The organism is Couchioplanes azureus, from assembly GCF_014648355.1.
Taxonomy (GTDB): Bacteria; Actinomycetota; Actinomycetes; order Mycobacteriales; family Micromonosporaceae; genus Actinoplanes; species Actinoplanes azureus.
In genome coordinates this window covers 339,749-363,361 of sequence record NZ_BMQY01000005.1, presented here as the reverse complement: position 1 = coordinate 363,361, position 23,613 = coordinate 339,749, and the positions used below count along the sequence as shown (strand labels likewise).

The following is a 23,613-nucleotide window of genomic DNA, read 5'->3' as shown; positions in this document are numbered from 1 at the left end:
AAGAGTAGGGATTGCAGTGGCTGCCGCAGACGCGCTCGCCAAGGTACGCAACATCGGCATCATGGCGCACATCGACGCTGGTAAGACCACGACGACCGAGCGCATCCTGTTCTACACCGGCATCACGTACAAGATCGGTGAAGTCCACGAGGGCGCGGCCGTCATGGACTGGATGGAGCAGGAACAAGAACGCGGTATCACCATCACCTCCGCCGCCACCAAGTGCGAGTGGAAGGGCCACACGATCCAGATCATCGACACTCCCGGCCACGTGGACTTCACGGTCGAGGTCGAGCGGTCGCTGCGTGTGCTCGACGGTGCCGTCGCGGTCTACGACGGTGTCGCCGGCGTGGAGCCGCAGACGGAGAACGTCTGGCGGCAGGCGGACAAGTACAACGTGCCCCGGATGTGCTTCGTCAACAAGCTCGACCGGACCGGCGCGGACTTCTTCCGCTGCGTGCAGATGATGATCGACCGGCTCAACGCCACCCCGCTGGTGCTGCAGATCCCGATCGGGCTCGAGGCGGACCACATCGGTGTCGTCGACCTGATCGGCATGCGGGCCCTCACCTGGCGTGGCGAGACCCAGAAGGGTGAGGACTACGCGGTCGAGGAGATCCCGGCCGACCTCGCCGAGTCCGCCGCCGAGTGGCGCGACAAGCTCATCGAGACCCTGGCCGACGTCGACGACGCGGTCATGGAGAAGTACCTCGAGGGCGAGGAGCTGTCCGAGGACGAGATCAAGGCCGCCATCCGGCGCGCCACGATCGCCAGCAAGGCCAACCCGGTCCTGTGCGGCTCGGCGTTCAAGAACAAGGGCGTGCAGCCCATGCTGGACGCCGTCGTCGAGTTCCTCCCGTCGCCGCTGGACATCCCGGCCATCGAGGGCACCGCGACCGACGGTGAGACCCCGATGCAGCGCAAGCCCTCCAACGACGAGCCCTTCTCGGCCCTGGCGTTCAAGATCCAGACCGACAAGCACCTCGGCAAGCTCACGTACGTCCGGGTCTACTCCGGCACGCTCGAGTCCGGTTCCCAGGTGGTCAACTCCACCAAGGACCGCAAGGAGCGGATCGGCAAGATCTACCAGATGCACGCGAACAAGCGTGAGGAGCGCACCACCGCGCAGGCCGGCGACATCATCGCCGTCCAGGGTCTGAAGCAGACCACCACCGGTGACACCCTGTGCGACCCGGCGAACCCGGTCATCCTCGAGTCGATGACCTTCCCGGAGCCGGTCATCCAGGTCGCCATCGAGCCGAAGACCAAGTCGGACCAGGAGAAGCTGGGCACCGCGATCCAGCGCCTGGCCGAGGAGGACCCGACCTTCCGCGTCTTCAACGACGAGGAGACCGGTCAGACCATCATCGCCGGCATGGGCGAGCTCCACCTCGACATCCTCGTCGACCGCATGCGGCGCGAGTTCAACGTCGAGGCGAACATCGGCAAGCCGCAGGTGGCGTACCGCGAGACGATCCGCGGCACCGTGGAGAAGCTCGACTACGTCCACAAGAAGCAGACCGGTGGCTCCGGCCAGTACGCGAAGGTCATCGTGAAGCTCGAGCCCCTGCCGCTCGACGCCGACTCCCCGACCTACGAGTTCGTCAACGCGGTGACCGGTGGCCGGATCCCCAAGGAGTTCATCCCGTCGGTGGACGCCGGTGCGCAGGACTCGATGCAGTACGGCGTGCTGGCCGGCTACCCGCTGGTCGGCGTCAAGCTGACGCTGCTCGACGGTCAGTACCACGAGGTCGACTCGTCCGAGATGGCCTTCAAGATCGCCGGCTCGATGGCCATGAAGGAGGCGGCTCGCAAGGCCGACCCCGCGCTGCTCGAGCCGATGATGGCGGTCGAGGTCACCACGCCCGAGGACAACATGGGCGATGTGATCGGCGACCTCAACTCCCGCCGTGGCATCATCCAGTCGATGGAGGAGCGCTCCGGCGCCCGAGTCGTCAAGGCGCTGGTGCCGCTGTCCGAGATGTTCGGCTACGTCGGCGACCTGCGGTCGAAGACTGCCGGCCGGGCTAGCTACAGCATGCAGTTCGACTCCTACGCCGAGGTCCCGCAAGGCGTGGCGAAGGAGATCATCGCTAAGGCCACCGGCGCCTGATGCGTTGAGGCGCGTGCGGTCCGTCGAGGACCGCACGCGCACGAGCAGTCGACAGAGTCCCAATCGCCTTATCGGCGTGCCGGGCGAGAGAAGAAACCCCAGTCCACAGGAGGACACCAGTGGCGAAGGCGAAGTTCGAGCGGACTAAGCCGCACGTCAACATCGGCACCATTGGTCACATCGACCACGGTAAGACGACGCTGACTGCGGCCATCACGAAGGTCCTGCACGACGAGTACCCGGACCTGAACCCGTACACCCCGTTCGACGAGATCGACAAGGCGCCGGAGGAGAAGGCCCGCGGCATCACGATCTCGATCGCACACGTCGAGTACCAGACTGCGGCGCGCCACTACGCGCACGTGGACTGCCCCGGCCACGCCGACTACATCAAGAACATGATCACCGGTGCCGCGCAGATGGACGGCGCGATCCTGGTGGTCGCCGCGACCGACGGCCCGATGCCGCAGACCAAGGAGCACGTGCTCCTGGCCCGCCAGGTCGGCGTTCCGTACATCGTCGTCGCCCTGAACAAGAGCGACATGGTCGAGGACGAGGAGCTCCTGGAGCTCGTCGAGCTCGAGGTCCGCGAGCTGCTGAGCACCTACGAGTTCCCGGGCGACGACCTTCCGGTCGTGCGCGTCTCGGCGCTCAAGGCGCTCGAGGGCGACCCGGAGTGGACCGGCAAGCTCATGGAGCTGATGAACGCGGTCGACACCGCGATCCCGCAGCCCGAGCGTGAGACCGAGAAGCCGTTCCTCATGCCGATCGAGGACGTCTTCACGATCACCGGTCGCGGTACGGTCGTCACCGGCCGGGCCGAGCGCGGCATCCTCAAGCCGAACGAGGAGGTCGAGATCGTGGGTATCCGCGAGAAGTCGACCAAGACCGTCTGCACCGGCATCGAGATGTTCCGCAAGCTGCTCGACGAGGCCCGCGCGGGCGAGAACGTCGGCCTCCTGCTGCGCGGTATCAAGCGCGAGGACGTCGAGCGCGGCATGGTCGTCGTGAAGCCGGGCACCACGACTCCGCACACGGAGTTCGAGGGCCAGGTCTACATCCTCTCGAAGGAGGAGGGCGGCCGTCACACGCCGTTCTTCCAGAACTACCGTCCGCAGTTCTACTTCCGCACCACGGACGTCACCGGCGTCGTCACGCTGCCCGAGGGCACCGAGATGGTCATGCCGGGCGACTCCACCTCCATGTCGGTCAAGCTGATCCAGCCGATCGCCATGGAGCAGGGCCTGAAGTTCGCGATCCGTGAGGGTGGCCGCACCGTCGGCGCCGGCACGGTCACGAAGATCAACGTCTGAGTTCGACCCCGATTAGCAATGCCGCGGTCGATGCGGCATACTAGTCAGGTTGCGTCCGCGCAGGGTGGTTGGCTGCCTTTGCAGTTTGGCAGCCAACCACCCTCGCCCGGTGTCCGGCGTGTGTCAGCGCCGCCGGTCGCCCCGATCCCGACGGAAGGGGTTGCTCCCCACGGAGCTGCCTCGCGGGCATGATCGCTCCAGATCCCTGGGGCGGAGCCTGGTTCCACAGCGCGACACGCCCGACCGCGGGGGTCGGACAACGCAGGATCAACGGTCCTGCGGGCATGCGAGGGCCACCGCTTTCGCACGTAGCGGCATCGAGAGAAGGAAACAGAAGCCACCATGGCGGGACAGAAGATCCGCATCCGGCTCAAGGCCTATGACCACGAGGTCGTCGACTCCTCGGCGCGGAAGATCGTCGAGACGGTGACGCGGACCGGGGCGCAGGTCGCGGGCCCGGTGCCGCTGCCCACGGAGATCAACCGTTTCTGCGTGATCCGTTCGCCGCACAAGTACAAGGACTCGCGCGAGCACTTCGAGATGCGCACGCACAAGCGTCTGATCGACATCATCGACCCGACTCCGAAGACGGTCGACTCGCTCATGCGCCTCGACCTGCCGGCTGGCGTCGACATCGAGATCAAGCTGTAGGGATCCGGACAATGGACAGGCAAGTGAAGGGCATCCTGGGCGCCAAGCTCGGCATGACCCAGGTCTGGGACAACAACAAGGTCGTCCCGGTAACCGTGGTGCAGGCCGGCCCGTGCGTCGTGACCCAGGTCCGCACCCCCGAGACTGACGGCTACTCCGCGGTCCAGCTGGCGTACGGCCAGATCGACCCGCGCAAGGTGAACAAGCCTGAGGGTGGCCACTACGCGAAGGCGGGCGTTTCGCCGCGCCGCCACATCGTGGAGCTGCGCACCACCGACGCGGGTGAGTACGAGCTCGGCCAGGAGGTCACCGTCGAGGCGTTCGCGGCGGGCACGCCGATCGACGTCACCGGTAAGACCAAGGGCAAGGGCTACGCCGGTGTCATCAAGCGGCACGGCTTCCACGGTCTGCGCGCCAGCCACGGTGTCGAGCGCAAGCACCGCTCGCCCGGTTCGATCGGCGCCTGCGCCACCCCCGCCCGGGTCTTCAAGGGCACCCGGATGGCGGGCCGGATGGGCAGCAAGCGCTTCACCGTGCAGAACCTCACGGTGCAGGCGGTCGACACCGAGAACAACCTGCTGCTCGTCAAGGGTGCCGTTCCCGGCCCCAAGGGCGCGCTGATCCTGGTCCGTACGGCGGCGAAGAAGAAGGGTGGTGCCAAGTGAGCTCGGTTGACGTGATCAACGCCGAGGGCGCGAAGGCCGGCTCGGTCGAGCTGCCCGACGACATCTTCGACGTGCAGGCGAACATCCCGCTGATGCACCAGGTCGTCGTCGCCCAGCTCGCGGCCGCCCGCCAGGGCACGCACAAGGCGAAGACCCGCGGCGAGGTCGCCGGCGGCGGCAAGAAGCCGTACAAGCAGAAGGGAACCGGTCGCGCCCGCCAGGGCTCGATCCGCGCCCCGCAGTTCACCGGTGGTGGCGTCGTGCACGGTCCCGTGCCGCGCGACTACAGCCAGCGGACCCCGAAGAAGATGAAGGCCGCCGCTCTGCGGGGCGCCCTCTCCGACCGGGCCCGTGACGGCCGCGTCCACGTGGTCGAGGCGTTCGTCGCCGGCACCACGCCGTCGACCAAGGCCGCGGTGGCCACGCTGCGCAAGGCGACCCAGTCCGTCAAGGTCCTGGTCGTGCTGAGCAGCCAGGACGAGCTGAACTGGATGTCGCTGCGCAACGAGCCGACCGTGCACCTCATCGAGGCCGGCCAGCTCAACACGTACGACGTGCTGGTTGCGGACGAGGTCGTCTTCACCAAGGAAGCGCTCGAGGAGTTCCTGGGCGTTCCGGCAGAGGCCTCCGAGGAGGGGAACAAGTGAGCACGATCGCCGACCCGCGCGACGTCATCATCGCGCCCGTGGTCTCCGAGAAGAGCTACAGCGTTCTCGACCAGAACTGGTACACGTTCCTCGTCCACCCGGACGCGAACAAGACCCAGATCAAGATCGCGATCCAGCAGATCTTCGACGTCCGCGTGCTGACGGTGAACACCGCGAACCGCGAGGGCAAGCGCAAGCGCACCCGCACCGGCTTCGGTCAGCGCAAGGCGACCAAGCGCGCCATGGTGAAGCTGGCTGACGGTGACCGTATCGAGGCCTTCGGCGGCCCGGTCAGCTAAGGGGTTTGTGAATCATGGGTATCCGTAAGTACAAGCCGACCACGCCGGGCCGTCGCGGCTCCAGCGTGGCGGACTTCGCCGAGATCACCCGGTCGACGCCGGAGAAGTCTCTGCTCGCCCCGCTGCCCAAGAAGGGTGGTCGCAACGTCCACGGCCGCATCACCACGCGGCACCAGGGCGGCGGCCACAAGCGGCAGTACCGGCTGATCGACTTCAAGCGCAACGACAAGGACGGCGTGCCGGCCAAGGTCGCTCACATCGAGTACGACCCCAACCGCACCGCCCGCATCGCGCTGCTGCACTACGCGGACGGCGAGAAGCGCTACATCATCGCGCCGAAGGACCTCAAGCAGGGCGACCGGGTGGAGTCGGGTCCGGGCTCGGACATCAAGCCCGGCAACAACCTGCCGCTGCGCAACATCCCGGTCGGTACGACGGTCCACAACGTGGAGCTTCGTCCCGGCGGTGGCGCCAAGCTGGCCCGTTCGGCCGGCGTCGGCATCCAGCTGCTCGGCCGTGAGGGCGCGTACGCCACGCTGCGTATGCCCTCGGGCGAGATCCGTCGCGTCGACGTGCGCTGCCGCGCCACCGTCGGCGAGATCGGCAACGCCGAACAGTCGAACATCAACTGGGGCAAGGCCGGCCGCATGCGGTGGAAGGGCAAGCGCCCGACCGTCCGTGGTGTCGCCATGAACCCGATCGACCACCCGCACGGTGGTGGTGAGGGTAAGACCTCCGGTGGTCGCCACCCGGTGAACCCGGCTGGTAAGCCGGAGGGCCGTACCCGCCGCAAGGGCCAGGAGAGCGACCGCATGATCGTTCGCCGCCGCTACGCCACCCGCAAGCGCGGGTAACGGGAGTTAAGAGATGCCTCGCAGCCTCAAGAAGGGCCCGTTCGTCGACGACCACCTGCTCAAGAAGGTGGAAGTCCAGAACGAGAAGAACTCGAAGAACGTCATCAAGACCTGGTCGCGGCGCTCGACGATCATCCCCGACATGCTCGGGCACACGATCGCCGTGCACGACGGGCGCAAGCACGTCCCGGTGTTCATCACCGAGGCCATGGTCGGGCACAAGCTCGGCGAGTTCGCTCTGACCCGCACGTTCAAGGGTCACGAGAAGGACGACCGCAAGAGCCGTCGTCGCTAAGCAGTCCACGGATAAGAACAAGGGGTTACAGCGATGCCAGTCAAGGGCGACGCTCCGGCGCTTCCGGGCGCGCGGGCGGTTGCGCGTCACGTGCGCATCTCGCCGAACAAGGCGCGCCGTGTGATCAACCTCGTCCGCGGTCTGCCCGCGAAGGAGGCTCTCACGGTCCTGCAGTTCGCGCCGCAGGCTGCGAGTGAGCAGGTCTACAAGGTGCTCGCCAGCGCGATCGCGAACGCCGAGAACAACGAGCGGCTCGACCCGGACGCGCTCCTGGTCAGCGAGGCGTTCGTCGACGAGGGCCCGACGCTGAAGCGGTTCCGGCCGCGGGCGCAGGGCCGGGCGTACCGGATCCGCAAGCGCACCTGTCACATCACCGTCGCGGTGGAGGCCGTCCAGGCCACGACCGCCCGCAAGGGCGGCGCCGCGAAGAAGGCGGCTCCCGCCAAGGCGGCTCCGGCCACCGAGGCCAAGCCGGCCGAGTCCCAGAGCACGGAGGGTGCCGAGTAATGGGTCAGAAGGTTCACCCCACCGGGTTCCGCCTCGGCATCTCCACCGACTGGAAGAGCCGCTGGTTCGCGGACAAGCTCTACAAGGACTACATCGGCGAGGACGTCAAGATCCGCCGGATGATGTCCAAGGGCCTGGAGCGCGCCGGCATCTCCAAGGTGGACATCGAGCGCACCCGTGACCGGGTCCGCGTCGACATCCACACCGCCCGGCCGGGCATCGTCATCGGCCGCAAGGGCGCGGAGGCCGACCGCATCCGCGGCGAGCTCGAGAAGCTCACCGGCAAGCAGGTCCAGCTGAACATCCTCGAGGTGAAGAGCCCCGAGTCGGACGCGCAGCTCGTGGCGCAGGGCGTCGCCGAGCAGCTCTCCAGCCGGGTCAGCTTCCGCCGGGCGATGCGCAAGGCCATGCAGTCCGCGATGAAGAACCCGATCTGCAAGGGCATCCGGGTGCAGGTCTCCGGCCGCCTCGGCGGCGCGGAGATGAGCCGCACGGAGTTCTACCGTGAGGGTCGCGTCCCGCTGCACACGCTGCGCGCCAACATCGAGTACGGCTTCTTCGAGGCCCGTACCACGTTCGGCCGGATCGGCGTGAAGGTCTGGATCTACAAGGGCGACGCCGTTGCGGGTCGCGAGGTCGCCCCCGAGGCGCCCGCGCGTCCGCGCCGCGACCGTGGCGACCGTCCCGAGCGTCCGCGCCGCGGCCGCTCCGGCTCGTCCGGCACGACCGCGGGCGGCACCGAGGCCGGCCGGGCCGCTGCGCAGTCCCGGGGTGGCGACACGCCGGCCGGCGAGAACCTCAACGACGCCGCGGTCGCCGCGGCTCCGGCTCCGGCCGAAACGCAGCAGGAGGGCTGACACATGCTGATGCCGCGTAAGCCCCCGAAGGGCTTCCGCAAGCCGCACCACCCGGACCGCCACGGCGCGTCCAAGGGCGGCAACCGGGTGGTCTTCGGCGAGTTCGGTATCCAGGCCCTGGAGCCGGCGTACGTGACCAACCGGCAGATCGAGTCGGCTCGTATCGCCATGACCCGTCACATCAAGCGTGGCGGCAAGGTCTGGATCTCGATCTTCCCGGACCAGGCTCTGACCAAGAAGCCCGCCGAGACCCGCATGGGTTCCGGTAAGGGCTCGCCGGAGTGGTGGGTGGCGAACGTCAAGCCGGGACGCATCCTCTTCGAGATGTCGTTCCCGAACGAGACGGTCGCGCGCGAAGCGATGCGTCGCGCGATCCACAAGCTCCCGATGAAGTGCCGCATCGTGACACGCGAAGTGGGTGAAAGCTGATGGCAGCGGGCGTTAAGGCAGCCGAGCTGCGCGAGCTCTCCGAAGAGGAGCTGATCTCGCGGCTGCGGGAGGCCAAGGCGGAGCTGTTCAACCTTCGCGTGCAGGGCGCGACCGGCCAGCTCGACAATCACCGTCGGCTGCAGGTGGTCCGCAAGGACATCGCGAAGATCTACACGATCATGCGCGAGCGTGAGCTGGGGCTCTCCTCCGCGCCGAGTGAGGTGACAGCATGAGTGAGAACGCTGCTGCTGCTCCGCGGGCTCAGCGCAAGGTGCGCGAGGGCCTCGTGGTCAGCGACAAGATGGACAAGACCGTCGTCGTCGAGGTCGAGGACCGCGTCAAGCACGCCCTCTACGGCAAGGTTCTCCGTCGTACCCGGAAGCTGAAGGTGCACGACGAGCAGAACGCGTGCGGCATCGGCGACCGGGTCCTGATGATGGAGACCCGTCCGCTGTCCGCCACCAAGCGGTGGCGAGTCGTGGAGATCCTCGAAAAGGCCAAGTGAGTGCGCTGGGCCGGTGCGAGCCGGCCCAGCGGCCCATCGTTCCGCCAAGCTTCGGGAAGACCCTTCCGGAGAACTGGCAGACATAGGAGACAGACGTGATCCAGCAGGAGTCGCGACTGCGCGTCGCCGACAACACGGGTGCCCGGGAGATCCTGTGCATCCGCGTACTGGGCGGCTCCGGCCGCCGCTACGCGAGCATCGGCGACGTCATCGTGGCCACGGTCAAGGACGCCATCCCGGGCGCCGGTGTGAAGAAGGGTGACGTCGTCAAGGCCGTCATCGTTCGCACCGCCAAGGAGCGGCGCCGTCCCGACGGCTCGTACATCCGCTTCGACGAGAACGCCGCCGTCATCATCAAGGACGGCGGGGACCCGCGCGGTACGCGCATCTTCGGCCCGGTCGGCCGCGAGCTGCGCGACAAGCGGTTCATGAAGATCATCAGCCTGGCGCCGGAGGTGCTTTGATCATGAAGATCAAGAAGGGCGACACGGTCGTCGTCATCGCCGGCAAGGACAAGGGCGCCAAGGGTAAGGTCATCGCGGCCTTCCCTCGGCAGGACAAGGTCCTGGTCGAGGGCGTCAACCGCATGAAGAAGCACGAGAAGATCCGCACGACGCAGCGCGGTTCCAAGACCGGCGGCATCGTCACGCAGGAAGCCCCCATCCACATCTCGAACGTGCAGATCGTGGACGACCAGGGCAAGCCGACCCGCATCGGTTTCCGCACCGACGAAAACGGCCAGAAGGTCCGCATCGCGCGTAGCACCGGTAAGGACCTGTGATGACTGCCGCCACCGAGACCAAGACTCTGCCCCGGCTGAAGCAGAAGTACCGCGGTGAGGTCATCCCCGCGCTTCAGGAGCAGTTCAAGTACGGCAACCCCATGCAGGTTCCCGGCCTGGTGAAGGTCGTCGTGAACATGGGTGTGGGCGAGGCCGCCCGCGACGCCAAGCTGATCGACGGCGCCGTGCGGGACCTGACCACCATCACCGGCCAGAAGCCGCTGGTGCGGCGGGCCACCAAGTCGATCGCGCAGTTCAAGCTGCGCGAGGGCATGCCGATCGGCGCGAAGGTCACCCTGCGCAACGACCGGATGTGGGAGTTCCTGGACCGGCTGCTGTCCATCGCGCTGCCGCGTATCCGTGACTTCCGCGGGCTCGACGGGCGCAAGCTCGACGGGCACGGCAACTACACGTTCGGTCTGACCGAGCAGTCGGTGTTCCACGAGATCGACCAGGACAAGATCGATCGCACCCGTGGCATGGACATCACGGTGGTCACCACCGCCACGACCGACGAGGAGGGCCGGCAGCTGCTCAAGCTTCTGGGCTTCCCGTTCAAGGAGAACTGAGCATGGCTAAGAAGGCGCTGATCATCAAGGCGGCCGCGAAGCCGAAGTTCGCCGTTCGGGCGTACACCCGCTGCCAGAGGTGCGGACGTCCGCACTCGGTCTACCGCAAGTTCGGTCTGTGCCGGGTCTGCGTGCGGGACATGGCCCACCGTGGCGAGCTGCCCGGTGTGTCGAAGGCTTCCTGGTAAATCAAGCTTTGTAATACCGCTTCGCCGTAGGCCCGGGCCCCCCGAGGAACCCCGGCGAGAAAGGTTGACGAATACCCATGACGATGACGGACCCGATCGCAGACATGCTCACGCGTCTGCGTAACGCCAACCAGGCGTACCACGACAAGGTGACCATGCCCTTCTCGAAGATCAAGGCGAACATCGCCGAGGTCCTCAAGGCCGAGGGTTACATCGCCTCCTGGTCGGCTGAGGAGCCCGAGGAAGGCGCTGTCGGCAAGCGTCTGGTCGTTGAGCTCAAGTACGGCCAGAACCGCGAGCGCAGCCTCGCCGGCATCAAGCGCGTGTCCAAGCCCGGTCTGCGGGTTTACGCCAAGTCCGACGAGCTCCCGCGCGTGCTCGGCGGCCTGGGCGTCGCGATCATCTCGACGTCCCAGGGCCTCCTGACCGACCGGCAGGCCCGCAAGCGGAGCGTTGGCGGGGAAGTCCTCGCCTTCGTCTGGTAACGGAGACTCTGACATGTCGCGAATCGGACGTAAGTCGATCCCGGTCCCGGCCGGCGTCGACGTCACCATCACGGGCCAGACCATCAAGGTCAAGGGCCCCAAGGGCGAGCTCTCGCACACCGTCGCCGAGCCGATCACGGTCGAGAAGGCGGAGAACGGCGAGCTGGTCGTCAACCGCCCCAACGACGAGCGCAAGGCCAAGGAGCTGCACGGCCTGTCTCGCACCCTGGTCGCCAACATGATCGTCGGCGTCACCGAGGGGTACAAGAAGACGCTGGAGATCAACGGCACCGGTTACCGGGTGACCGCCAAGGGCAAGGACCTCGAGTTCGCCCTCGGCTTCTCGCACCCGGTCAACATCGCGGCGCCGGCCGGCATCACCTTCACGGTCGAGAAGCCGACGCAGTTCTCGGTCGCCGGCATCGACAAGCAGCTCGTCGGCGAGGTCGCCGCGAACATCCGGAAGATCCGTCCGCCGGAGCCCTACAAGGGCAAGGGCGTCAAGTACCAGGGCGAGGTCATCCGCCGCAAGGCTGGAAAGGCAGGTAAGAAGTGACCGCCACGCTGCTCAAGCGCCGCAATGGGGGCGGAGTCGCCGCCAAGCGAGCCGTCGGAAAGGCGCGTCGGCACTTCCGGGTCCGCAAGAACGTCCGCGGCACTGCCGAGCGTCCCCGTCTGGTCGTCACCCGGTCCACGCGGAACATCACCGCGCAGATCGTGGACGACCTCAAGGGCCACACGCTCGTCTCTGCCTCCACGCTCGACGCCTCCCTGCGGGGCACCGAGGGTGACAAGAGCGCCCTGGCCTCCAAGGTCGGTGCTCTCCTCGCCGAGCGGGCGAAGGCCGCGGGCGTGTCCAAGGTCGTCTTCGACCGCGGTGGCAACAAGTACGCGGGGCGTATCGCCGCGCTTGCCGACGCCGCCCGCGAAGCCGGACTCGAGTTCTAGGAAGGAAGACCAATGCCTGGTCAGCAGCGCCGTGGCGGAGGGTCCGGCGGTAACAACGAGGGCGGCCGCCGCGACAACCGCCGTGAGGGCGGCCGCGGTAACGCGCCCGTCGAGAAGACTCCGCACCTGGAGCGGGTCGTAGCGATCAACCGTGTCGCGAAGGTCGTGAAGGGTGGTCGTCGCTTCAGCTTCACCGCCCTCGTGATCGTCGGCGACGGTGACGGCACCGTCGGCATCGGATACGGCAAGGCCAAGGAGGTGCCCGCGGCGATCGCCAAGGGCGTCGAGGAGGCCAAGAAGCACTTCTTCAAGGTGCCGCGGATCGGCGCGACGATCCCGCACCCGATCACCGGCGAGGCCGCCGCGGGTGTCGTGCTCCTCAAGCCGGCCTCCGCCGGTACCGGTGTCATCGCCGGTGGCCCGGTGCGTGCCGTGCTCGAGTGCGCGGGCATCCACGACGTGCTGAGCAAGAGCCTCGGCTCGTCGAACCCGATCAACATCGTGCACGCGACGGTGGCCGCGCTGAAGGGCCTCGAGTCGCCGGAGAAGGTCGCGGCCCGCCGTGGCCTGCCGGTCGAGGACGTAGCGCCCGCGGCCATGCTGGCGGCGCGTGCGGAAGCGGCGGTGCACTGATGGCACGCTTGAAGGTCACCCAGATCCGGTCCGAGATCGGCCGTAAGCAGAACCAGCGGGACTCCCTGCGGTCGCTCGGCCTGAAGCGGATCAACGATGTGGTGGTCAAGGAGGACCGCCCCGAGATTCGGGGCATGATCTTCGCCGTGAGCCACCTCGTGAGTGTTGAGGAGGTCGAGTAATGGCGATCAAGGTCCACCACCTCCGTCCGGCGCCCGGAGCCAAGACGCCGAAGACCCGCGTGGGTCGCGGTGAGGGCTCCAAGGGCAAGACCGCCGGTCGGGGCACCAAGGGTACGGGAGCCCGCAAGAACGTCTCGGCGGCGTTCGAGGGTGGGCAGATGCCCCTCCACATGCGCCTGCCGAAGCTCAAGGGCTTCAAGAACAAGAACAAGGTCGTCTTCCAGGTCGTCAACCTGGACCGGCTGGCCGAGCTGTTCCCGAACGGCGGCCAGGTCGGCCCGCTGGAGCTGGCCGACGCCGGCGCGGTCCGTCGTGGCCAGCCGGTGAAGGTGCTCGGCTCCGGTGACCTGGGCGGCGTGTCGCTGCAGATTTCGGCGCACGCGTTCAGCGAGTCGGCCAAGGAGAAGATCGCAGCCGCCGGTGGTTCCGTCACCGAGCTGTGAGGCTTGCCGGGGATGCTGGCCCGGGTATCGCACCGATGCCCGGCCGCATCCCCGTTGTGGCGTCTGACCAGGCATTTCGTCGGGTCCGGCGGCTTTTTCCCACCGCTTGCCGCGTAGCTCTTCGTCCCCGGGTGTTGCACAAGCGGCGACCGTGCCTCACGAGAGGCACGTCGGGCTGTTAAAGTCCGTTCCCAGCCAGGTATATCGGTCGTCCGGACCGATGCCTACCCCCATCCGCCGGTTTCAGGCGGCCACCTCGCGCAGGAGGAAGAAGTTGCTCTCCGCCTTTTCCAGTGCGTTCCGGACGCCTGACCTGCGCAAGAAACTGCTGTTCACAGTAGCGATCATCGCGGTCTACCGGCTCGGTGCCACATTGCCCAGCCCGGGCGTGTCCTACACCAACGTCCAGAACTGCCTTGACGCCATGAGCAGCAGCAACGCCGGCGGCGGGGTAATGAACCTGCTGAACCTGTTCTCCGGCGGCGCACTGCTCCAGCTGGCCGTCTTCGCGCTGGGCATCATGCCGTACATCACGGCCTCGATCATCCTGCAGCTGCTCACCGTGGTGATCCCGCGCCTCGAGCAGCTCCGCAAGGAGGGCCAGTCCGGCCAAGCGAAGATCACCCAGTACACCCGGTACCTGACGCTGGGCCTCGCGGTCCTGCAGTCCTCGGCGTTCGTGGCGCTGGCCCGCAGCGGCCAGCTCTTCGCCGGCGCCTGCCCGCAGGACCAGTCGAACTTCGCGATCATTCCCAAGGGCACGGGCATCCCCGACTGGCTGACCCTCACCGTCCTGGTGATCACCATGACCGCCGGCACGGGCGTGGTCATGTGGCTCGGCGAGCTCATCACCGACCGCGGCGTCGGCAACGGCATGTCCGTCCTGATCTTCACCTCGATCGCCGCCCGCCTGCCCAGCGAGGGCTGGTCGATCAAGGAGAGCCAGGGCTGGGGCAAGTTCTGGCTCGTCATCGCCCTCGTCCTGCTGGTCATCGCCGCGGTCGTCTTCATCGAGCAGGCCCAGCGCCGCATCCCGGTGCAGTACGCGAAGCGCATGATCGGCCGCAAGATGTACGGCGGCACCTCGACGTACATCCCGCTGAAGGTCAACCAGGCCGGTGTCGTGCCGGTGATCTTCGCGTCGTCGCTGCTCTACCTGCCGAACCTGTACCTGCGGTTCTTCAACCCGAACGAGCTCAAGGGCTACCAGCTCTGGATCCAGGACAACCTGGTCGACCCGACCAGCTGGATCTACATCGGGACCTACTTCCTGATGATCATCTTCTTCACGTACTTCTACGTCTCGATCACGTTCAACCCGACCGAGGTCGCGGAGAACATGAAGAAGTACGGTGGGTTCGTACCGGGCATCCGGCCCGGCAAGCCGACCGCCGACTACCTGGACTTCATCCTCAGCCGGATCACCCTGCCGGGCGCGCTGTACCTGGGCCTGATCTCGGTCCTGCCGAACTTCTTCTTCATCTGGCTCGACCAGGACCAGTACGTGAACTTCCCGTTCGGCGGTACCGCAGTACTGATCATGGTGGGTGTGGGCCTGGAGACCGTGAAGCAGATCGAGAGCCAGCTCATGCAGCGCAACTACGAAGGGTTCCTCCGGTAGTGGGGGCGCGGAGCCGAGGGGCTCTCGCGTCCATGGTTTGCGAAGCTCGTTCTCACCGAAGCGAGGCGATGTAGGTGCGGCTGGTACTGGTGGGCCCCCCGGGGGCCGGCAAGGGGACCCAGGCTGAGTTCATCGCCGCCCATCTCGCCGTACCGAAGATCTCGACCGGTGACATCTTCCGGGCCAACGTGTCGCAGGGAACCCCGCTGGGGCTCGAGGCGAAGCGCTACATGGACGCGGGCAACCTCGTTCCCGACGAGGTCACCATCAACATGGTCCGGGACCGGCTCGCCGAGCCCGACGCCGGCGACGGCTTCCTGTTGGACGGCTTCCCGAGGACCGTTCCGCAGGCGTCGGCGCTGGACAAGCTCCTGGCCGACCTCGGCACCGCGCTGGACCTGGTGATGGAGCTCGTGGTCGACGACGACGAGGTCATCCGGCGGCTCTCCGGCCGCCGGACCTGCCGCGGCTGCGGCAAGATCTGGCACGTCGAGTTCGACCCGACGAGCAAGGAGAACATCTGCGACCGGTGCGGCTCCGAGCTGTTCCAGCGCGACGACGACCGGGCCGAGACCATCGCCAACCGGCTCGTGGAGTACACGGACAAGACGGCGCCGCTGGTCGACTTCTACGGCGCCCAGGGCAAGCTCGTCGGCATAGACGCCACCGGGCCGGTGGAGGACGTCACGGTGCGGGCGATCGACGCGCTTCGGTCCTACGGCGGCTGATCCGCTCGACCTCACGAGGGCGCTGCTTCGGCAGCGCCCTCGTTTTTGCTCTCCGGGGGCCACGCTAGGCTGACGCTCATGCGCCGTAGTGCCCAGGACATTCAGCTCAAGACCCCGGAACAGATCGAGCTCATGCGCGCTGCCGGCCTGGTCGTCGCCGCCGCGCTGGACGCGATGCGCTCGGCCGTCGCCCCCGGCGTCTCCACCGCCGACCTCGACGCCATCGCGGAGCAGGTCATCCGCGACAACGGCGCGGTGCCGTCGTTCAAGGGTTACCACGGCTTCCCGGCCTCGATCTGCGCGTCGGTCAACGAGCAGGTCGTGCACGGCATCCCGTCGGCCGCGCAGGTGCTGCAGGAGGGCGATCTGCTGTCGCTCGACTGCGGCGCGGTGCTGAACGGCTGGCACGGCGACTCGGCGATCACCGTGGGCGTGGGGGAGACCGACCCGGCCCTGCTGCGCATGGCCGAGGTGGCCGAGGACGCGATGTGGGCCGGCATCGCCGCCGCCGCCCGCGGCGCCGCCAACGGCCGTGGCCGGCTCACCGACATCTCCTTCAACGTGGAGAAGACCATCCGCAAGGCGGGCCGCTACGGCATCGTCGACGGGTACGGCGGCCACGGCATCGGCACCGAGATGCACCAGGACCCGCACGTGCTCAACCACGGCAAGCCCGGCAAGGGCCCGCGCCTGGTGCCCGGCATGGCGCTCGCCATCGAGCCGATGATCACGATGGGCTCGCCGCGCACCCAGGAGCTGTCGGACGGCTGGACGGTGATCACCCGGGACGGCTCGATGGCGGCGCACGTGGAGCACACCATGGCGCTGCTGGAGGACGGCGTGTGGGTGACGACGGCACCGGACGGCGGCCGGGCCCGGCTCGGCGAGCTGGTGACCTCCCGCCAGCCCGCGCTGAACCCCCTCCCGGAGTAGCAACCGGCCCGGCGCGGGCTCCGGGGCATTTCGTGGCGTCGGGTGAGGGTCACCACCTTCCGCCGGCTGGCTGCTCGTCCCGCGCATCCGCGGCGTCGCCCGGCCGCGGACGATAGCCGGAGGAACAGGGATCAATCGCCCCGGCTGTCCGGTTCTGTGCGGTGTCGACACACCCGACCCCGGGTTACGGCGACCTCGGTTTGGTGTCGATGCGTCGGCGCGCGTACACTGGCTTGCTGGCGCACAGCGTCCACTCCGGCATGTCTACCAAGCGCTTCTGGTGGGGCCGGAGCCGCGGCTGGTCCGGGTCCCTTTCGGGTCCGGGATGAATGCTGTGAGCCTGCCCCAGAACCCGATGTCAGGTAGCGGAGGACATGCCAAAGAAAGACGGAGCCATCGAGATCGAAGGCCGAGTGATCGAGCCTCTGCCGAACGCCATGTTCCGCGTGGAGCTCGCCAATGGTCACAAGGTGCTGGCTCACATCTCCGGAAAGATGCGGCAGCACTACATCCGCATCCTTCCCGAGGACCGGGTCGTCGTCGAGCTTTCGCCGTACGACCTGACCCGTGGGCGCATCGTCTACCGCTACAAGTAAGGGTCACGGGGATCCACATCCCGTCTGACTGAGAGTTAAGGCAAACCGTGAAGGTCAAGCCGAGCGTCAAGCGGATCTGCAACAACTGCCGGGTCATCCGGCGGCACGGGCGCGTCATGGTCATCTGCAAGACCGACGCGCGTCACAAGCAGCGCCAGGGCTGATCCAGTCCACGCACTGCCAGATCCGCACCACTGAAGAAGCTCGTCCCAGCCGCGGTGTCATGCACGTTGATGGCGCGCGGTCTCACCCCCGGTCGGAGGCCGGGGCCCGCCTGGGCAGGCGGGGTGGGACGGGCACAGACCTCCGTGAGACACCTGAGGAGTACGCCCACTTATGGCACGACTCGTCGGCGTCGATCTTCCCCGCGAGAAGCGGATGGAGATCGCGCTCACCTACATCTTCGGGGTCGGTCGGACCCGCGCCGTCGAGGCGCTCACCGCGACCGGCATTGACCTGAACAAGCGCGCTAAGGACCTCACTGACGAGGAGCTCGTCCAGCTCCGCGACTACATCGAGGCCAACTTCAAGGTTGAGGGTGACCTGCGCCGCGAGGTCGCCGCGGACATCCGCCGCAAGGTTGAGATCGGCTGCTACGCCGGCATCCGCCACCGTCGTGGGCTCCCCGTCCGGGGTCAGCGCACGCGGACCAACGCTCGTACCCGCAAGGGTCCGAAGCGCACGGTCGCCGGTAAGAAGAAGCCCGGTCGGAAGTAATAGGAGCGCATCGACTTATGCCACCGAAGGCACGCGCAGGGGCTGTCAAGAAGGTCCGGCGCAAGGAACGCAAGAACGTCGCCCACGGGCAGGCGCACATCAAGAGCACCTTCAACAACACCATCGTGTCGATCACCGACCCGACCGGTGCGGTCATCTCCTGGGCCTCTTCCGGCCAGGTGGGCTTCAAGGGCTCCCGCAAGTCGACTCCGTTCGCCGCGCAGCTGGCCGCCGAGGCCGCCGCGCGCCGGGCCATGGAGCACGGCATGCGCAAGGTCGACGTGTTCGTCAAGGGCCCCGGCTCCGGCCGGGAGACCGCCATCCGTTCGCTGCAGGCCGCCGGCCTCGAGGTCGGGCAGATCTCCGACGTCACGCCGCAGCCGCACAACGGATGCCGTCCGCCGAAGCGTCGCCGGGTCTAAGGGAGAGATCGAAGCAATGGCTCGTTACACAGGTGCGGACTGCAAGCGCTGCCGCCGCGAGAAGATGAAGCTGTTCCTCAAGGGCAGCAAGTGCGATGGTCCGAAGTGCCCGTTCGAGTCCCGGCCGTTCCCGCCCGGGCAGCACGGCCGCGGCCGGACCAAGGAGACCGAGTACCTGCTCCAGCACCGCGAGAAGCAGAAGGCCCGCCGCACGTACGGCGTGCTCGAGAAGCAGTTCCGCGGTTACTACGAGGAGGCTGTCACCAAGCCCGGCAAGACCGGTGAGGTGCTGCTGCAGATCCTCGAGTCCCGTCTCGACAACGTCGTCTACCGGGCCGGCTACGCCGCGTCCCGGGACATGGCCCGGCAGCTGGTCAAGCACGGCCACTTCCTGGTCAACGGCGTGAAGGTCGACATCCCGTCGTACCGGGTGAAGGAGCACGACATCGTCACGCTCCGGGAGAAGTCGAAGGAGATGACCCCCTTCGTCGTCGCCCAGGCCCAGGCCGGTTCCCGGCCGGTGCCGGCGTGGCTCGAGCCCATCCCGAGCGAGATGAAGATCCTGATCCACTCGCTCCCGGCCCGCGCCGTCATCGACACGCAGGTCCAGGAGCAGCTGATCGTCGAGCTCTACTCGAAGTAACAGATCGCCCGGCGCCCTCCTGGGCGCCGGGCGGCACCGACGGCCATCAAATAGCGGGTGGCCTGACAGAAAGAAGAACAGCGTGCTCATCAGCCAGCGGCCGACCCTCTCGGAGGAGTCGCTCAGCGAGACCCGCTCCCGGTTCACCATCGAGCCCCTGGAGCCGGGCTTCGGCTACACCCTCGGCAACTCGCTGCGGCGGACCCTGCTGTCGTCCATCCCGGGCGCGGCGGTCACCAGCATCAAGATCGACGGCGTCCTGCACGAGTTCACCACGATCCCCGGTGTCAAGGAGGACGTGGTCGAGCTGGTCATGAACGTCAAGGAGCTCACCGTCAGCTCCGAGCACGACGAGCCGGTCAGCATGTACCTGCGCAAGCAGGGCCCGGGCGACGTCACCGCCGGTGACATCCAGCCTCCGGCCGGCGTCTCCGTGCACAACCCCGACCTGAAGCTGGCCACGCTCAACAGCAAGGGCCGGCTCGACATGGAGCTCACCGTCGAGCGGGGCCGTGGCTACGTCACGGCGGCGCAGAACAAGAGCGCCGGCGCCGAGATCGGCCGCATCCCGGTCGACTCGATCTACTCGCCGGTCATGAAGGTGACCTACCGCGTCGAGGCGACCCGTGTCGAGCAGCGCACCGACTTCGACCGCCTGATCATCGACGTCGAGTCGAAGGCTTCCATCTCGCCCCGTACCGCGCTGGCGTCGGCCGGCTCGACCCTCGTCGAGCTGTTCGGCCTCTGCCGCGAGCTGGACGAGACCGCCGAGGGCATCGACATCGGCCCGTCCCCGCAGGACGCTCAGCTGGCCGCCGACCTCGCCCTGCCGATCGAGGAGCTGGACCTCACGGTCCGGTCGTACAACTGCCTCAAGCGCGAGGGCATCAACACCGTCGGTGAGCTGATCGGGCGGACGGAGGCCGACCTTCTGGATATAAGGAATTTCGGTCAGAAGTCGATCGACGAGGTCAAGATGAAGCTCGCCGGAATGGGCCTGGGCCTGAAGGACAGCGCGCCGTCCTTCGACCCGGCGCACGTGGTCGACTCGTTCGGCGACGTGGACTACGACACCGACGACTACCGCGAGACCGAGCAGCTCTGATCTCGCTCGGCCTGAATGAGGAGCAACCGGAAATGCCTACGCCCACCAAGGGTCCCCGCCTCGGCGGCAGCCCGGCGCACGAGAAGCTGCTGCTGGCCAACCTGGCCACGGAGCTCTTCCGGCACGGCAAGATCAAGACCACCGAGACCAAGGCGCGGCGCCTGCGCCCGCTGGCGGAGCAGCTGATCACCAAGGCCAAGCGCGGTGACCTGCACGCCCGCCGCCGGGTGCTGACGGTCGTCAAGGACAAGGACGTCGTGTACGCCCTGTTCGAGCAGATCGCCCCCCGCTACGGCAACCGGCCGGGTGGCTACACCCGCATCACCAAGACCGGCCCGCGCAAGGGTGACGCCGCTCCCATGGCGGTCATCGAGCTGGTCGAGGAGCTGCAGGTCGCGGCGAACACCGCGCCGGCGAAGAAGGCGGCCCGCAAGGCCGCCGCGCAGCAGGACAAGGTGGAGGCGCTCGCCCGCGAGGACGAGGTTCCGGCCACCGCTGCGAGCGAGGCTCCGGCCGCCGACCAGGACTCCGAGCCGCCGGTGAACGCGTCCGGCGACAAGGGCGCCGAGGGCCCGGGCGACCAGGCCGAGGGCGAAGACACCAAGGCCTGATCAGGCACGTGCGGCCCGGCACCCTTCGTGGGGTGCCGGGCCGTTTCGCTTTATCCGTACGGACTGAGGACGGGGTTTGACCGACACGACGCGTCTGCGCCTCGACGTCTCCTACGACGGCGGCGACTTCTCGGGCTGGGCCGCTCAGCCGGCCCGCCGCACGGTCGCCGGCGTGCTGACCGAGGCGCTGCGCACGCTCGCCGGGACGGACGTGCCGCTGGGACTGACGGTGGCCGGGCGTACGGACGCGGGCGTGCACGCCACCGGCCAGGTGTGCCACATCGACCTGCCGACGGAGGTCTGGGAGCGGCTCCGGGACTCGCTGCTGCGGCGCCTGGCCGCGCTGATGCCGCCGGACGCGCGGGTCAGGGCCGTGACACCCGTGCCGTCCAGCTTCGACGCCCGGTTCTCCGCGACCTTCCGCCGCTACGAGTACCGCGTGGCAGACACGGTCTGCGGGCCCGAGCCGCTGCGGCGCCACGACACCCTCGGCTGGGTGCGCCCGCTCGACCTGGGCCGGCTCAACGAGGCCGCGGCCGGGCTGGTGGGCCTGCACGACTTCGCCGCGTTCTGCAAGCGCAAGGAGCACGCGACCACCGTGCGTGCCATCACCCGCCTCGAATGGCGGCGGGAGCCGGACGGGGTCGCGGTCGCGACCGTGCAGGCGGACGCGTTCTGCCAGGCCATGGTGCGCAGCCTGGTCGGCGCCATGCTGACCGTCGGCGACGGGCGGCGCGACCCGCTCTGGCCGGCGAAGCTGCTCACGCTGCGCGAGCGGTCGAGCGAGGTGACCGTGGCGCCCGCCCACGGCCTGACCCTGGTGGCGGTCGGCTACCCGGACGAGGCGGAGTACGCCCGGCGCGCCGACGCCACCCGCCGCCTGCGAGCCTGACCGCCGCCGCCGCCGTCCTGCCCCGCTCGGCGTCGCCTCCGGACCGCCGCCGTTCGCGGGCGTGACCGGCGTCGTCTTCCGGCCGCCGCCGCTCGCGGGCACGGTCGGCCGCTTCCGCCGGCGCGGCCGTCACGGGTCGATGCCGCGCGCCTCGATGAGCTTCCTGGTCAGGTGGCCCTGGAGGATCTCCTCGGTGATGCGGGCCGCCTCGGGATCGTCGTCGGCGACGAGGTTGCCGTCCGGGCGGGCGATGACGCAGTAGAGCACGTAGTGGCCGAACGGCTGCCAGCCGACCTGCGCCGGTGCGGCGACCGCCGCGCCGTCCGGCGCTCCGCCCAGCGCCGCGAACGTGCCGCGGCCCGACTCGACCAGAACCTCGGCGTCCTCGCTGACCGCGTCCGCCGCGCCCGCGTCGGGCAGGTCGAGGATGCCGGCCGTGACGCGGTACTGCCCGCGCGGTGCGATCAGGGCGGCCCGGACGACCTGGTCGCAGCCCTTCTCGCCGAGCAGCGCGCCGAGCTCGCCGACCGTGCCGAGCGCACAGTCGGTGTCGACGTGGGTCAGCGCGATCCGATAGGGCGCGGCGCCGGTCCAGGCCTGGATCTCCGCTCCGGGGAAGATCTCCCGCCGGGTCAGCGGCGCGTCGTCGGCGGCGCGGGAGCCGCCCGGCGCCGCGGAGGATGCCTCGGCGGGGCCCCGGCGCTCCTCGGCGATCACGAAAAAGCCGGTCAGCACCACGATCGACGTGACGATCAGCGCACCCAGGCCGCTCAGCAGAAACTGCAGGGCCTGCTGGGGCTCGGCGGGCAGCCGTCGCGCGGCGCGCACGGTTCGCCGCGCGCGTCCGTCCCGCATGGGCCGGCTGCCGGGGCTGCCCGGCGCCCCGTAGAGACCCGGCGCGGTGGGGCGGTCCGGCGGTTGCGGCGTCAGGCGGTGGGTGGTCTCTTCCCTGCGGCGGGAGCCGGCGAGGACGCCGAGAGAGCGGGCGGGGCCGCCAGGGGAGCGGGTGGGCGGGCTCACGGCGAGGACCTCGCGGGCGGTGACCAGGAGCCAGTCCGTCAGCGGGGCCGGCAGGGAGACCGCGCGGCGCGGGGAGGCGTGGCGGTGCGGGGAGGCGTGGCGGTGCGGCGTACGCATGCGGGGCTCGGGGACCTCCGCGCGGGACCGCCGGTGATGGGCGGTCGCCGAGCGTGTCGCGAGTTCGCTCCCCGGGTCCGCGCGGTGGGCGGAGCGGGGCCGGGGGACGCGAGGCATGGTGCCACGCTAGGAGCGCACGGTGATCGATGAACGCACAGATTGTGCGGCACCCCGGTGCGCCGGCGCTCGTTGCCCGGCGGGACACTGACGGGGTGAGCGCCGACCATTACTTCACTGCCGAGCCGGCCGCGCCCGACACGAGGGCGCGGATCGAGTTCTCCGCGGCCGGGCGGGCGTACGACCTGGCGGTCGCGCGCGGGGTCTTCTCGGCGGGGCGCCTGGATCCCGGCACCGCCGTGCTGCTGCGCAAGGCCGAGCTGCCGACGGCGGCCACCGACGGCACGTTCCTGGACCTCGGCTGCGGGTACGGCCCGATCGCCTGCGTCCTGGCCACCGAGGCACCCGCCGCGACCGTGTACGCCGTCGACGTCAACGCCCGCGCCCGCGAGCTGACCGCCGAGAACGCCGGGGCGCTGGGCCTGGGGGAGCGGGTGCGGGTGTGCACCCCCGAGGACGTGCCCGCCGAGGTGACGTTCGACCAGATCTGGAGCAACCCGCCCACCCACGTCGGCAAGGCCGAGCTGCACGCGATGATGGACCGCTGGCTCGCCCGGCTCGCGCCGGACGGCGTGGCCTGGCTGGTGATCAACCGCAACCTGGGCGGGGACTCGCTGCACACCTGGCTGACCGGCCGGGGCTGGGACGTGGCCCGTACGGCCAGCCAGCGCGGCTTCCGCGTGCTCAAGGTCTCCCGAAGCGCCGGAAAAACCGACTGACCCGGGCC

36 protein-coding genes are annotated in these 23,613 nt (G+C 68.5%); 35 read left to right on the top strand and 1 reads right to left on the bottom strand.

The genetic code is table 11. From position 1 onward, the window contains the following. The first annotated feature begins 16 nt into the window (after nucleotides 1–16). From fusA to truA, 34 genes are all read left to right on the top strand, one after another. A complete protein-coding gene (fusA, locus tag IEY99_RS20250; protein ID WP_189205422.1) occupies nucleotides 17–2,113 on the top strand; it encodes an elongation factor G in 2,097 nt (698 codons plus the stop codon). Nucleotides 2,114–2,232: 119 nt separating this feature from the next. Then, a complete protein-coding gene (gene tuf / locus IEY99_RS20245) occupies nucleotides 2,233–3,426 on the top strand; it encodes an elongation factor Tu (protein ID WP_071803318.1) in 1,194 nt (397 codons plus the stop codon). A gap of 342 nt (nucleotides 3,427–3,768) precedes the next feature. After that, nucleotides 3,769–4,077, top strand: coding sequence for a 30S ribosomal protein S10 (rpsJ, locus tag IEY99_RS20240; protein ID WP_007073037.1), 309 nt, complete (start codon nucleotides 3,769–3,771; stop codon nucleotides 4,075–4,077). An 11-nt stretch (nucleotides 4,078–4,088) separates the two neighbouring features. Next, nucleotides 4,089–4,742, top strand: coding sequence for a 50S ribosomal protein L3 (rplC, locus tag IEY99_RS20235; protein WP_189205420.1), 654 nt, complete (start codon nucleotides 4,089–4,091; stop codon nucleotides 4,740–4,742). Continuing rightward, entirely contained in the window at nucleotides 4,739–5,389 is a 651-nt protein-coding gene (rplD, locus tag IEY99_RS20230; RefSeq protein WP_189205418.1) for a 50S ribosomal protein L4, read from the top strand. Before rplC ends, rplD begins: the two co-directional genes overlap by 4 nt. After that, nucleotides 5,386–5,688, top strand: a complete 303-nt coding sequence (rplW, locus tag IEY99_RS20225; RefSeq protein WP_015618995.1) for a 50S ribosomal protein L23 — start codon at nucleotides 5,386–5,388, stop codon at nucleotides 5,686–5,688. Before rplD ends, rplW begins: the two co-directional genes overlap by 4 nt. A gap of 14 nt (nucleotides 5,689–5,702) precedes the next feature. After that, complete coding sequence (rplB, locus tag IEY99_RS20220; RefSeq protein ID WP_189205416.1) at nucleotides 5,703–6,542, top strand: 50S ribosomal protein L2; 840 nt, start codon at nucleotides 5,703–5,705, stop codon at nucleotides 6,540–6,542. Nucleotides 6,543–6,555: 13 nt separating this feature from the next. Beyond that, complete coding sequence (gene rpsS / locus IEY99_RS20215) at nucleotides 6,556–6,837, top strand: 30S ribosomal protein S19 (RefSeq protein ID WP_020513590.1); 282 nt, start codon at nucleotides 6,556–6,558, stop codon at nucleotides 6,835–6,837. Between the two features lie 33 nt (nucleotides 6,838–6,870). Further along, complete coding sequence (gene rplV / locus IEY99_RS20210) at nucleotides 6,871–7,344, top strand: 50S ribosomal protein L22 (protein WP_189205414.1); 474 nt, start codon at nucleotides 6,871–6,873, stop codon at nucleotides 7,342–7,344. Further along, the gene (gene rpsC / locus IEY99_RS20205) at nucleotides 7,344–8,201 is read left to right on the top strand and encodes a 30S ribosomal protein S3 (protein WP_189205412.1); all 858 of its coding nucleotides are present in this window, start codon (nucleotides 7,344–7,346) and stop codon (nucleotides 8,199–8,201) included. Before rplV ends, rpsC begins: the two co-directional genes overlap by 1 nt. 3 nt (nucleotides 8,202–8,204) lie before the next feature. After that, entirely contained in the window at nucleotides 8,205–8,630 is a 426-nt protein-coding gene (gene rplP, locus IEY99_RS20200) for a 50S ribosomal protein L16 (RefSeq protein ID WP_014687763.1), read from the top strand. Beyond that, a complete protein-coding gene (gene rpmC, locus IEY99_RS20195; RefSeq protein WP_071803325.1) occupies nucleotides 8,630–8,863 on the top strand; it encodes a 50S ribosomal protein L29 in 234 nt (77 codons plus the stop codon). Before rplP ends, rpmC begins: the two co-directional genes overlap by 1 nt. Beyond that, nucleotides 8,860–9,135 (top strand): 30S ribosomal protein S17, encoded by a 276-nt coding sequence (gene rpsQ, locus IEY99_RS20190; RefSeq protein ID WP_071803326.1) that lies wholly within the window; start codon nucleotides 8,860–8,862, stop codon nucleotides 9,133–9,135. The genes rpmC and rpsQ overlap by 4 nt, the downstream gene beginning before the upstream one ends. A gap of 95 nt (nucleotides 9,136–9,230) precedes the next feature. After that, on the top strand, nucleotides 9,231–9,599 hold the full coding sequence (rplN, locus tag IEY99_RS20185) for a 50S ribosomal protein L14 (protein WP_023358185.1): 369 nt from the start codon (nucleotides 9,231–9,233) through the stop codon (nucleotides 9,597–9,599). Continuing rightward, complete coding sequence (gene rplX, locus IEY99_RS20180) at nucleotides 9,596–9,916, top strand: 50S ribosomal protein L24 (RefSeq protein WP_189205410.1); 321 nt, start codon at nucleotides 9,596–9,598, stop codon at nucleotides 9,914–9,916. The genes rplN and rplX overlap by 4 nt, the downstream gene beginning before the upstream one ends. Continuing rightward, a complete protein-coding gene (gene rplE / locus IEY99_RS20175; protein WP_189205408.1) occupies nucleotides 9,916–10,485 on the top strand; it encodes a 50S ribosomal protein L5 in 570 nt (189 codons plus the stop codon). Before rplX ends, rplE begins: the two co-directional genes overlap by 1 nt. Before the next feature lie 2 nt (nucleotides 10,486–10,487). Beyond that, entirely contained in the window at nucleotides 10,488–10,673 is a 186-nt protein-coding gene (locus tag IEY99_RS20170; RefSeq protein WP_015619005.1) for a type Z 30S ribosomal protein S14, read from the top strand. Between the two features lie 77 nt (nucleotides 10,674–10,750). Next, the gene (rpsH, locus tag IEY99_RS20165) at nucleotides 10,751–11,158 is read left to right on the top strand and encodes a 30S ribosomal protein S8 (RefSeq protein ID WP_189205406.1); all 408 of its coding nucleotides are present in this window, start codon (nucleotides 10,751–10,753) and stop codon (nucleotides 11,156–11,158) included. A gap of 13 nt (nucleotides 11,159–11,171) precedes the next feature. Continuing rightward, on the top strand, nucleotides 11,172–11,714 hold the full coding sequence (gene rplF / locus IEY99_RS20160; protein ID WP_189205404.1) for a 50S ribosomal protein L6: 543 nt from the start codon (nucleotides 11,172–11,174) through the stop codon (nucleotides 11,712–11,714). Beyond that, nucleotides 11,711–12,106, top strand: a complete 396-nt coding sequence (gene rplR, locus IEY99_RS20155; RefSeq protein WP_444542446.1) for a 50S ribosomal protein L18 — start codon at nucleotides 11,711–11,713, stop codon at nucleotides 12,104–12,106. Before rplF ends, rplR begins: the two co-directional genes overlap by 4 nt. Before the next feature lie 12 nt (nucleotides 12,107–12,118). Next, a complete protein-coding gene (gene rpsE, locus IEY99_RS20150) occupies nucleotides 12,119–12,739 on the top strand; it encodes a 30S ribosomal protein S5 (protein ID WP_015619009.1) in 621 nt (206 codons plus the stop codon). Then, nucleotides 12,739–12,921, top strand: coding sequence for a 50S ribosomal protein L30 (gene rpmD, locus IEY99_RS20145; protein WP_071803333.1), 183 nt, complete (start codon nucleotides 12,739–12,741; stop codon nucleotides 12,919–12,921). The genes rpsE and rpmD overlap by 1 nt, the downstream gene beginning before the upstream one ends. Next, on the top strand, nucleotides 12,921–13,364 hold the full coding sequence (rplO, locus tag IEY99_RS20140; protein ID WP_189205402.1) for a 50S ribosomal protein L15: 444 nt from the start codon (nucleotides 12,921–12,923) through the stop codon (nucleotides 13,362–13,364). The genes rpmD and rplO overlap by 1 nt, the downstream gene beginning before the upstream one ends. A 274-nt stretch (nucleotides 13,365–13,638) precedes the next feature. After that, entirely contained in the window at nucleotides 13,639–14,985 is a 1,347-nt protein-coding gene (gene secY / locus IEY99_RS20135) for a preprotein translocase subunit SecY (protein WP_189205400.1), read from the top strand. 74 nt (nucleotides 14,986–15,059) lie between these two features. Next, nucleotides 15,060–15,713, top strand: a complete 654-nt coding sequence (locus tag IEY99_RS20130; protein ID WP_189205398.1) for an adenylate kinase — start codon at nucleotides 15,060–15,062, stop codon at nucleotides 15,711–15,713. A gap of 78 nt (nucleotides 15,714–15,791) precedes the next feature. Then, the gene (gene map, locus IEY99_RS20125; protein ID WP_189205396.1) at nucleotides 15,792–16,646 is read left to right on the top strand and encodes a type I methionyl aminopeptidase; all 855 of its coding nucleotides are present in this window, start codon (nucleotides 15,792–15,794) and stop codon (nucleotides 16,644–16,646) included. A 374-nt stretch (nucleotides 16,647–17,020) separates the two neighbouring features. Beyond that, complete coding sequence (gene infA, locus IEY99_RS20120; RefSeq protein ID WP_007073013.1) at nucleotides 17,021–17,242, top strand: translation initiation factor IF-1; 222 nt, start codon at nucleotides 17,021–17,023, stop codon at nucleotides 17,240–17,242. Nucleotides 17,243–17,289: 47 nt separating this feature from the next. Next, nucleotides 17,290–17,406, top strand: coding sequence for a 50S ribosomal protein L36 (gene rpmJ, locus IEY99_RS20115; RefSeq protein ID WP_015619018.1), 117 nt, complete (start codon nucleotides 17,290–17,292; stop codon nucleotides 17,404–17,406). 172 nt (nucleotides 17,407–17,578) lie between these two features. Continuing rightward, nucleotides 17,579–17,959, top strand: a complete 381-nt coding sequence (gene rpsM / locus IEY99_RS20110; RefSeq protein ID WP_071803339.1) for a 30S ribosomal protein S13 — start codon at nucleotides 17,579–17,581, stop codon at nucleotides 17,957–17,959. A gap of 17 nt (nucleotides 17,960–17,976) precedes the next feature. Then, a complete protein-coding gene (rpsK, locus tag IEY99_RS20105) occupies nucleotides 17,977–18,381 on the top strand; it encodes a 30S ribosomal protein S11 (RefSeq protein WP_071803340.1) in 405 nt (134 codons plus the stop codon). A 16-nt stretch (nucleotides 18,382–18,397) separates the two neighbouring features. Further along, the gene (gene rpsD, locus IEY99_RS20100; RefSeq protein WP_071803341.1) at nucleotides 18,398–19,024 is read left to right on the top strand and encodes a 30S ribosomal protein S4; all 627 of its coding nucleotides are present in this window, start codon (nucleotides 18,398–18,400) and stop codon (nucleotides 19,022–19,024) included. Nucleotides 19,025–19,106: 82 nt separating this feature from the next. Continuing rightward, a complete protein-coding gene (locus IEY99_RS20095; protein ID WP_071803342.1) occupies nucleotides 19,107–20,129 on the top strand; it encodes a DNA-directed RNA polymerase subunit alpha in 1,023 nt (340 codons plus the stop codon). Nucleotides 20,130–20,161: 32 nt separating this feature from the next. Beyond that, entirely contained in the window at nucleotides 20,162–20,740 is a 579-nt protein-coding gene (gene rplQ, locus IEY99_RS20090; protein WP_189205394.1) for a 50S ribosomal protein L17, read from the top strand. Between the two features lie 76 nt (nucleotides 20,741–20,816). Then, nucleotides 20,817–21,632 (top strand): tRNA pseudouridine(38-40) synthase TruA, encoded by an 816-nt coding sequence (truA, locus tag IEY99_RS20085; RefSeq protein WP_189205392.1) that lies wholly within the window; start codon nucleotides 20,817–20,819, stop codon nucleotides 21,630–21,632. A gap of 129 nt (nucleotides 21,633–21,761) precedes the next feature. Here truA and IEY99_RS20080 read toward each other — a convergent pair whose 3' ends face one another. Then, entirely contained in the window at nucleotides 21,762–22,886 is a 1,125-nt protein-coding gene (locus IEY99_RS20080; RefSeq protein ID WP_189205391.1) for a hypothetical protein, read from the bottom strand. A gap of 95 nt (nucleotides 22,887–22,981) precedes the next feature. Here IEY99_RS20080 and IEY99_RS20075 point away from each other — a divergent pair, with 95 nt between their 5' ends. Continuing rightward, nucleotides 22,982–23,605 carry a class I SAM-dependent methyltransferase gene (locus IEY99_RS20075; RefSeq protein WP_189205389.1) on the top strand — a complete coding sequence of 208 codons (624 nt, stop codon included), beginning with the start codon at nucleotides 22,982–22,984 and terminating at the stop codon, nucleotides 23,603–23,605. Nucleotides 23,606–23,613 lie beyond the last annotated feature (8 nt).

Excerpts from the sequence above, each read along its gene's own strand:
- rplE (WP_189205408.1), top strand. The coding sequence starts at position 9,916 with ATGACTGCCGCCACCGAGACCAAGACTCTGCCCCGGCTGAAGCAGAAG.
- rpsK (WP_071803340.1), top strand. The coding sequence starts at position 17,977 with ATGCCACCGAAGGCACGCGCAGGGGCTGTCAAGAAGGTCCGGCGCAAG.
- rplF (WP_189205404.1), top strand. The coding sequence starts at position 11,172 with ATGTCGCGAATCGGACGTAAGTCGATCCCGGTCCCGGCCGGCGTCGAC.
- rpmD (WP_071803333.1), top strand. The coding sequence starts at position 12,739 with ATGGCACGCTTGAAGGTCACCCAGATCCGGTCCGAGATCGGCCGTAAG.
- infA (WP_007073013.1), top strand. The coding sequence starts at position 17,021 with ATGCCAAAGAAAGACGGAGCCATCGAGATCGAAGGCCGAGTGATCGAG.
- IEY99_RS20170 (WP_015619005.1), top strand. The coding sequence starts at position 10,488 with ATGGCTAAGAAGGCGCTGATCATCAAGGCGGCCGCGAAGCCGAAGTTC.
- rplC (WP_189205420.1), top strand. The coding sequence starts at position 4,089 with ATGGACAGGCAAGTGAAGGGCATCCTGGGCGCCAAGCTCGGCATGACC.
- rpmC (WP_071803325.1), top strand. The coding sequence starts at position 8,630 with ATGGCAGCGGGCGTTAAGGCAGCCGAGCTGCGCGAGCTCTCCGAAGAG.
- rpsS (WP_020513590.1), top strand. The coding sequence starts at position 6,556 with ATGCCTCGCAGCCTCAAGAAGGGCCCGTTCGTCGACGACCACCTGCTC.
- rpsM (WP_071803339.1), top strand. The coding sequence starts at position 17,579 with ATGGCACGACTCGTCGGCGTCGATCTTCCCCGCGAGAAGCGGATGGAG.
- rpsH (WP_189205406.1), top strand. The coding sequence starts at position 10,751 with ATGACGATGACGGACCCGATCGCAGACATGCTCACGCGTCTGCGTAAC.
- rplB (WP_189205416.1), top strand. The coding sequence starts at position 5,703 with ATGGGTATCCGTAAGTACAAGCCGACCACGCCGGGCCGTCGCGGCTCC.
- rplQ (WP_189205394.1), top strand. The coding sequence starts at position 20,162 with ATGCCTACGCCCACCAAGGGTCCCCGCCTCGGCGGCAGCCCGGCGCAC.
- rpsC (WP_189205412.1), top strand. The coding sequence starts at position 7,344 with ATGGGTCAGAAGGTTCACCCCACCGGGTTCCGCCTCGGCATCTCCACC.
- rpsD (WP_071803341.1), top strand. The coding sequence starts at position 18,398 with ATGGCTCGTTACACAGGTGCGGACTGCAAGCGCTGCCGCCGCGAGAAG.
- IEY99_RS20080 (WP_189205391.1), bottom strand. The coding sequence starts at position 22,886 with ATGCCTCGCGTCCCCCGGCCCCGCTCCGCCCACCGCGCGGACCCGGGG.
- rpsE (WP_015619009.1), top strand. The coding sequence starts at position 12,119 with ATGCCTGGTCAGCAGCGCCGTGGCGGAGGGTCCGGCGGTAACAACGAG.
- rplO (WP_189205402.1), top strand. The coding sequence starts at position 12,921 with ATGGCGATCAAGGTCCACCACCTCCGTCCGGCGCCCGGAGCCAAGACG.
- rplV (WP_189205414.1), top strand. The coding sequence starts at position 6,871 with ATGCCAGTCAAGGGCGACGCTCCGGCGCTTCCGGGCGCGCGGGCGGTT.
- map (WP_189205396.1), top strand. The coding sequence starts at position 15,792 with ATGCGCCGTAGTGCCCAGGACATTCAGCTCAAGACCCCGGAACAGATC.
- rplP (WP_014687763.1), top strand. The coding sequence starts at position 8,205 with ATGCTGATGCCGCGTAAGCCCCCGAAGGGCTTCCGCAAGCCGCACCAC.
- rpsQ (WP_071803326.1), top strand. The coding sequence starts at position 8,860 with ATGAGTGAGAACGCTGCTGCTGCTCCGCGGGCTCAGCGCAAGGTGCGC.
- rpsJ (WP_007073037.1), top strand. The coding sequence starts at position 3,769 with ATGGCGGGACAGAAGATCCGCATCCGGCTCAAGGCCTATGACCACGAG.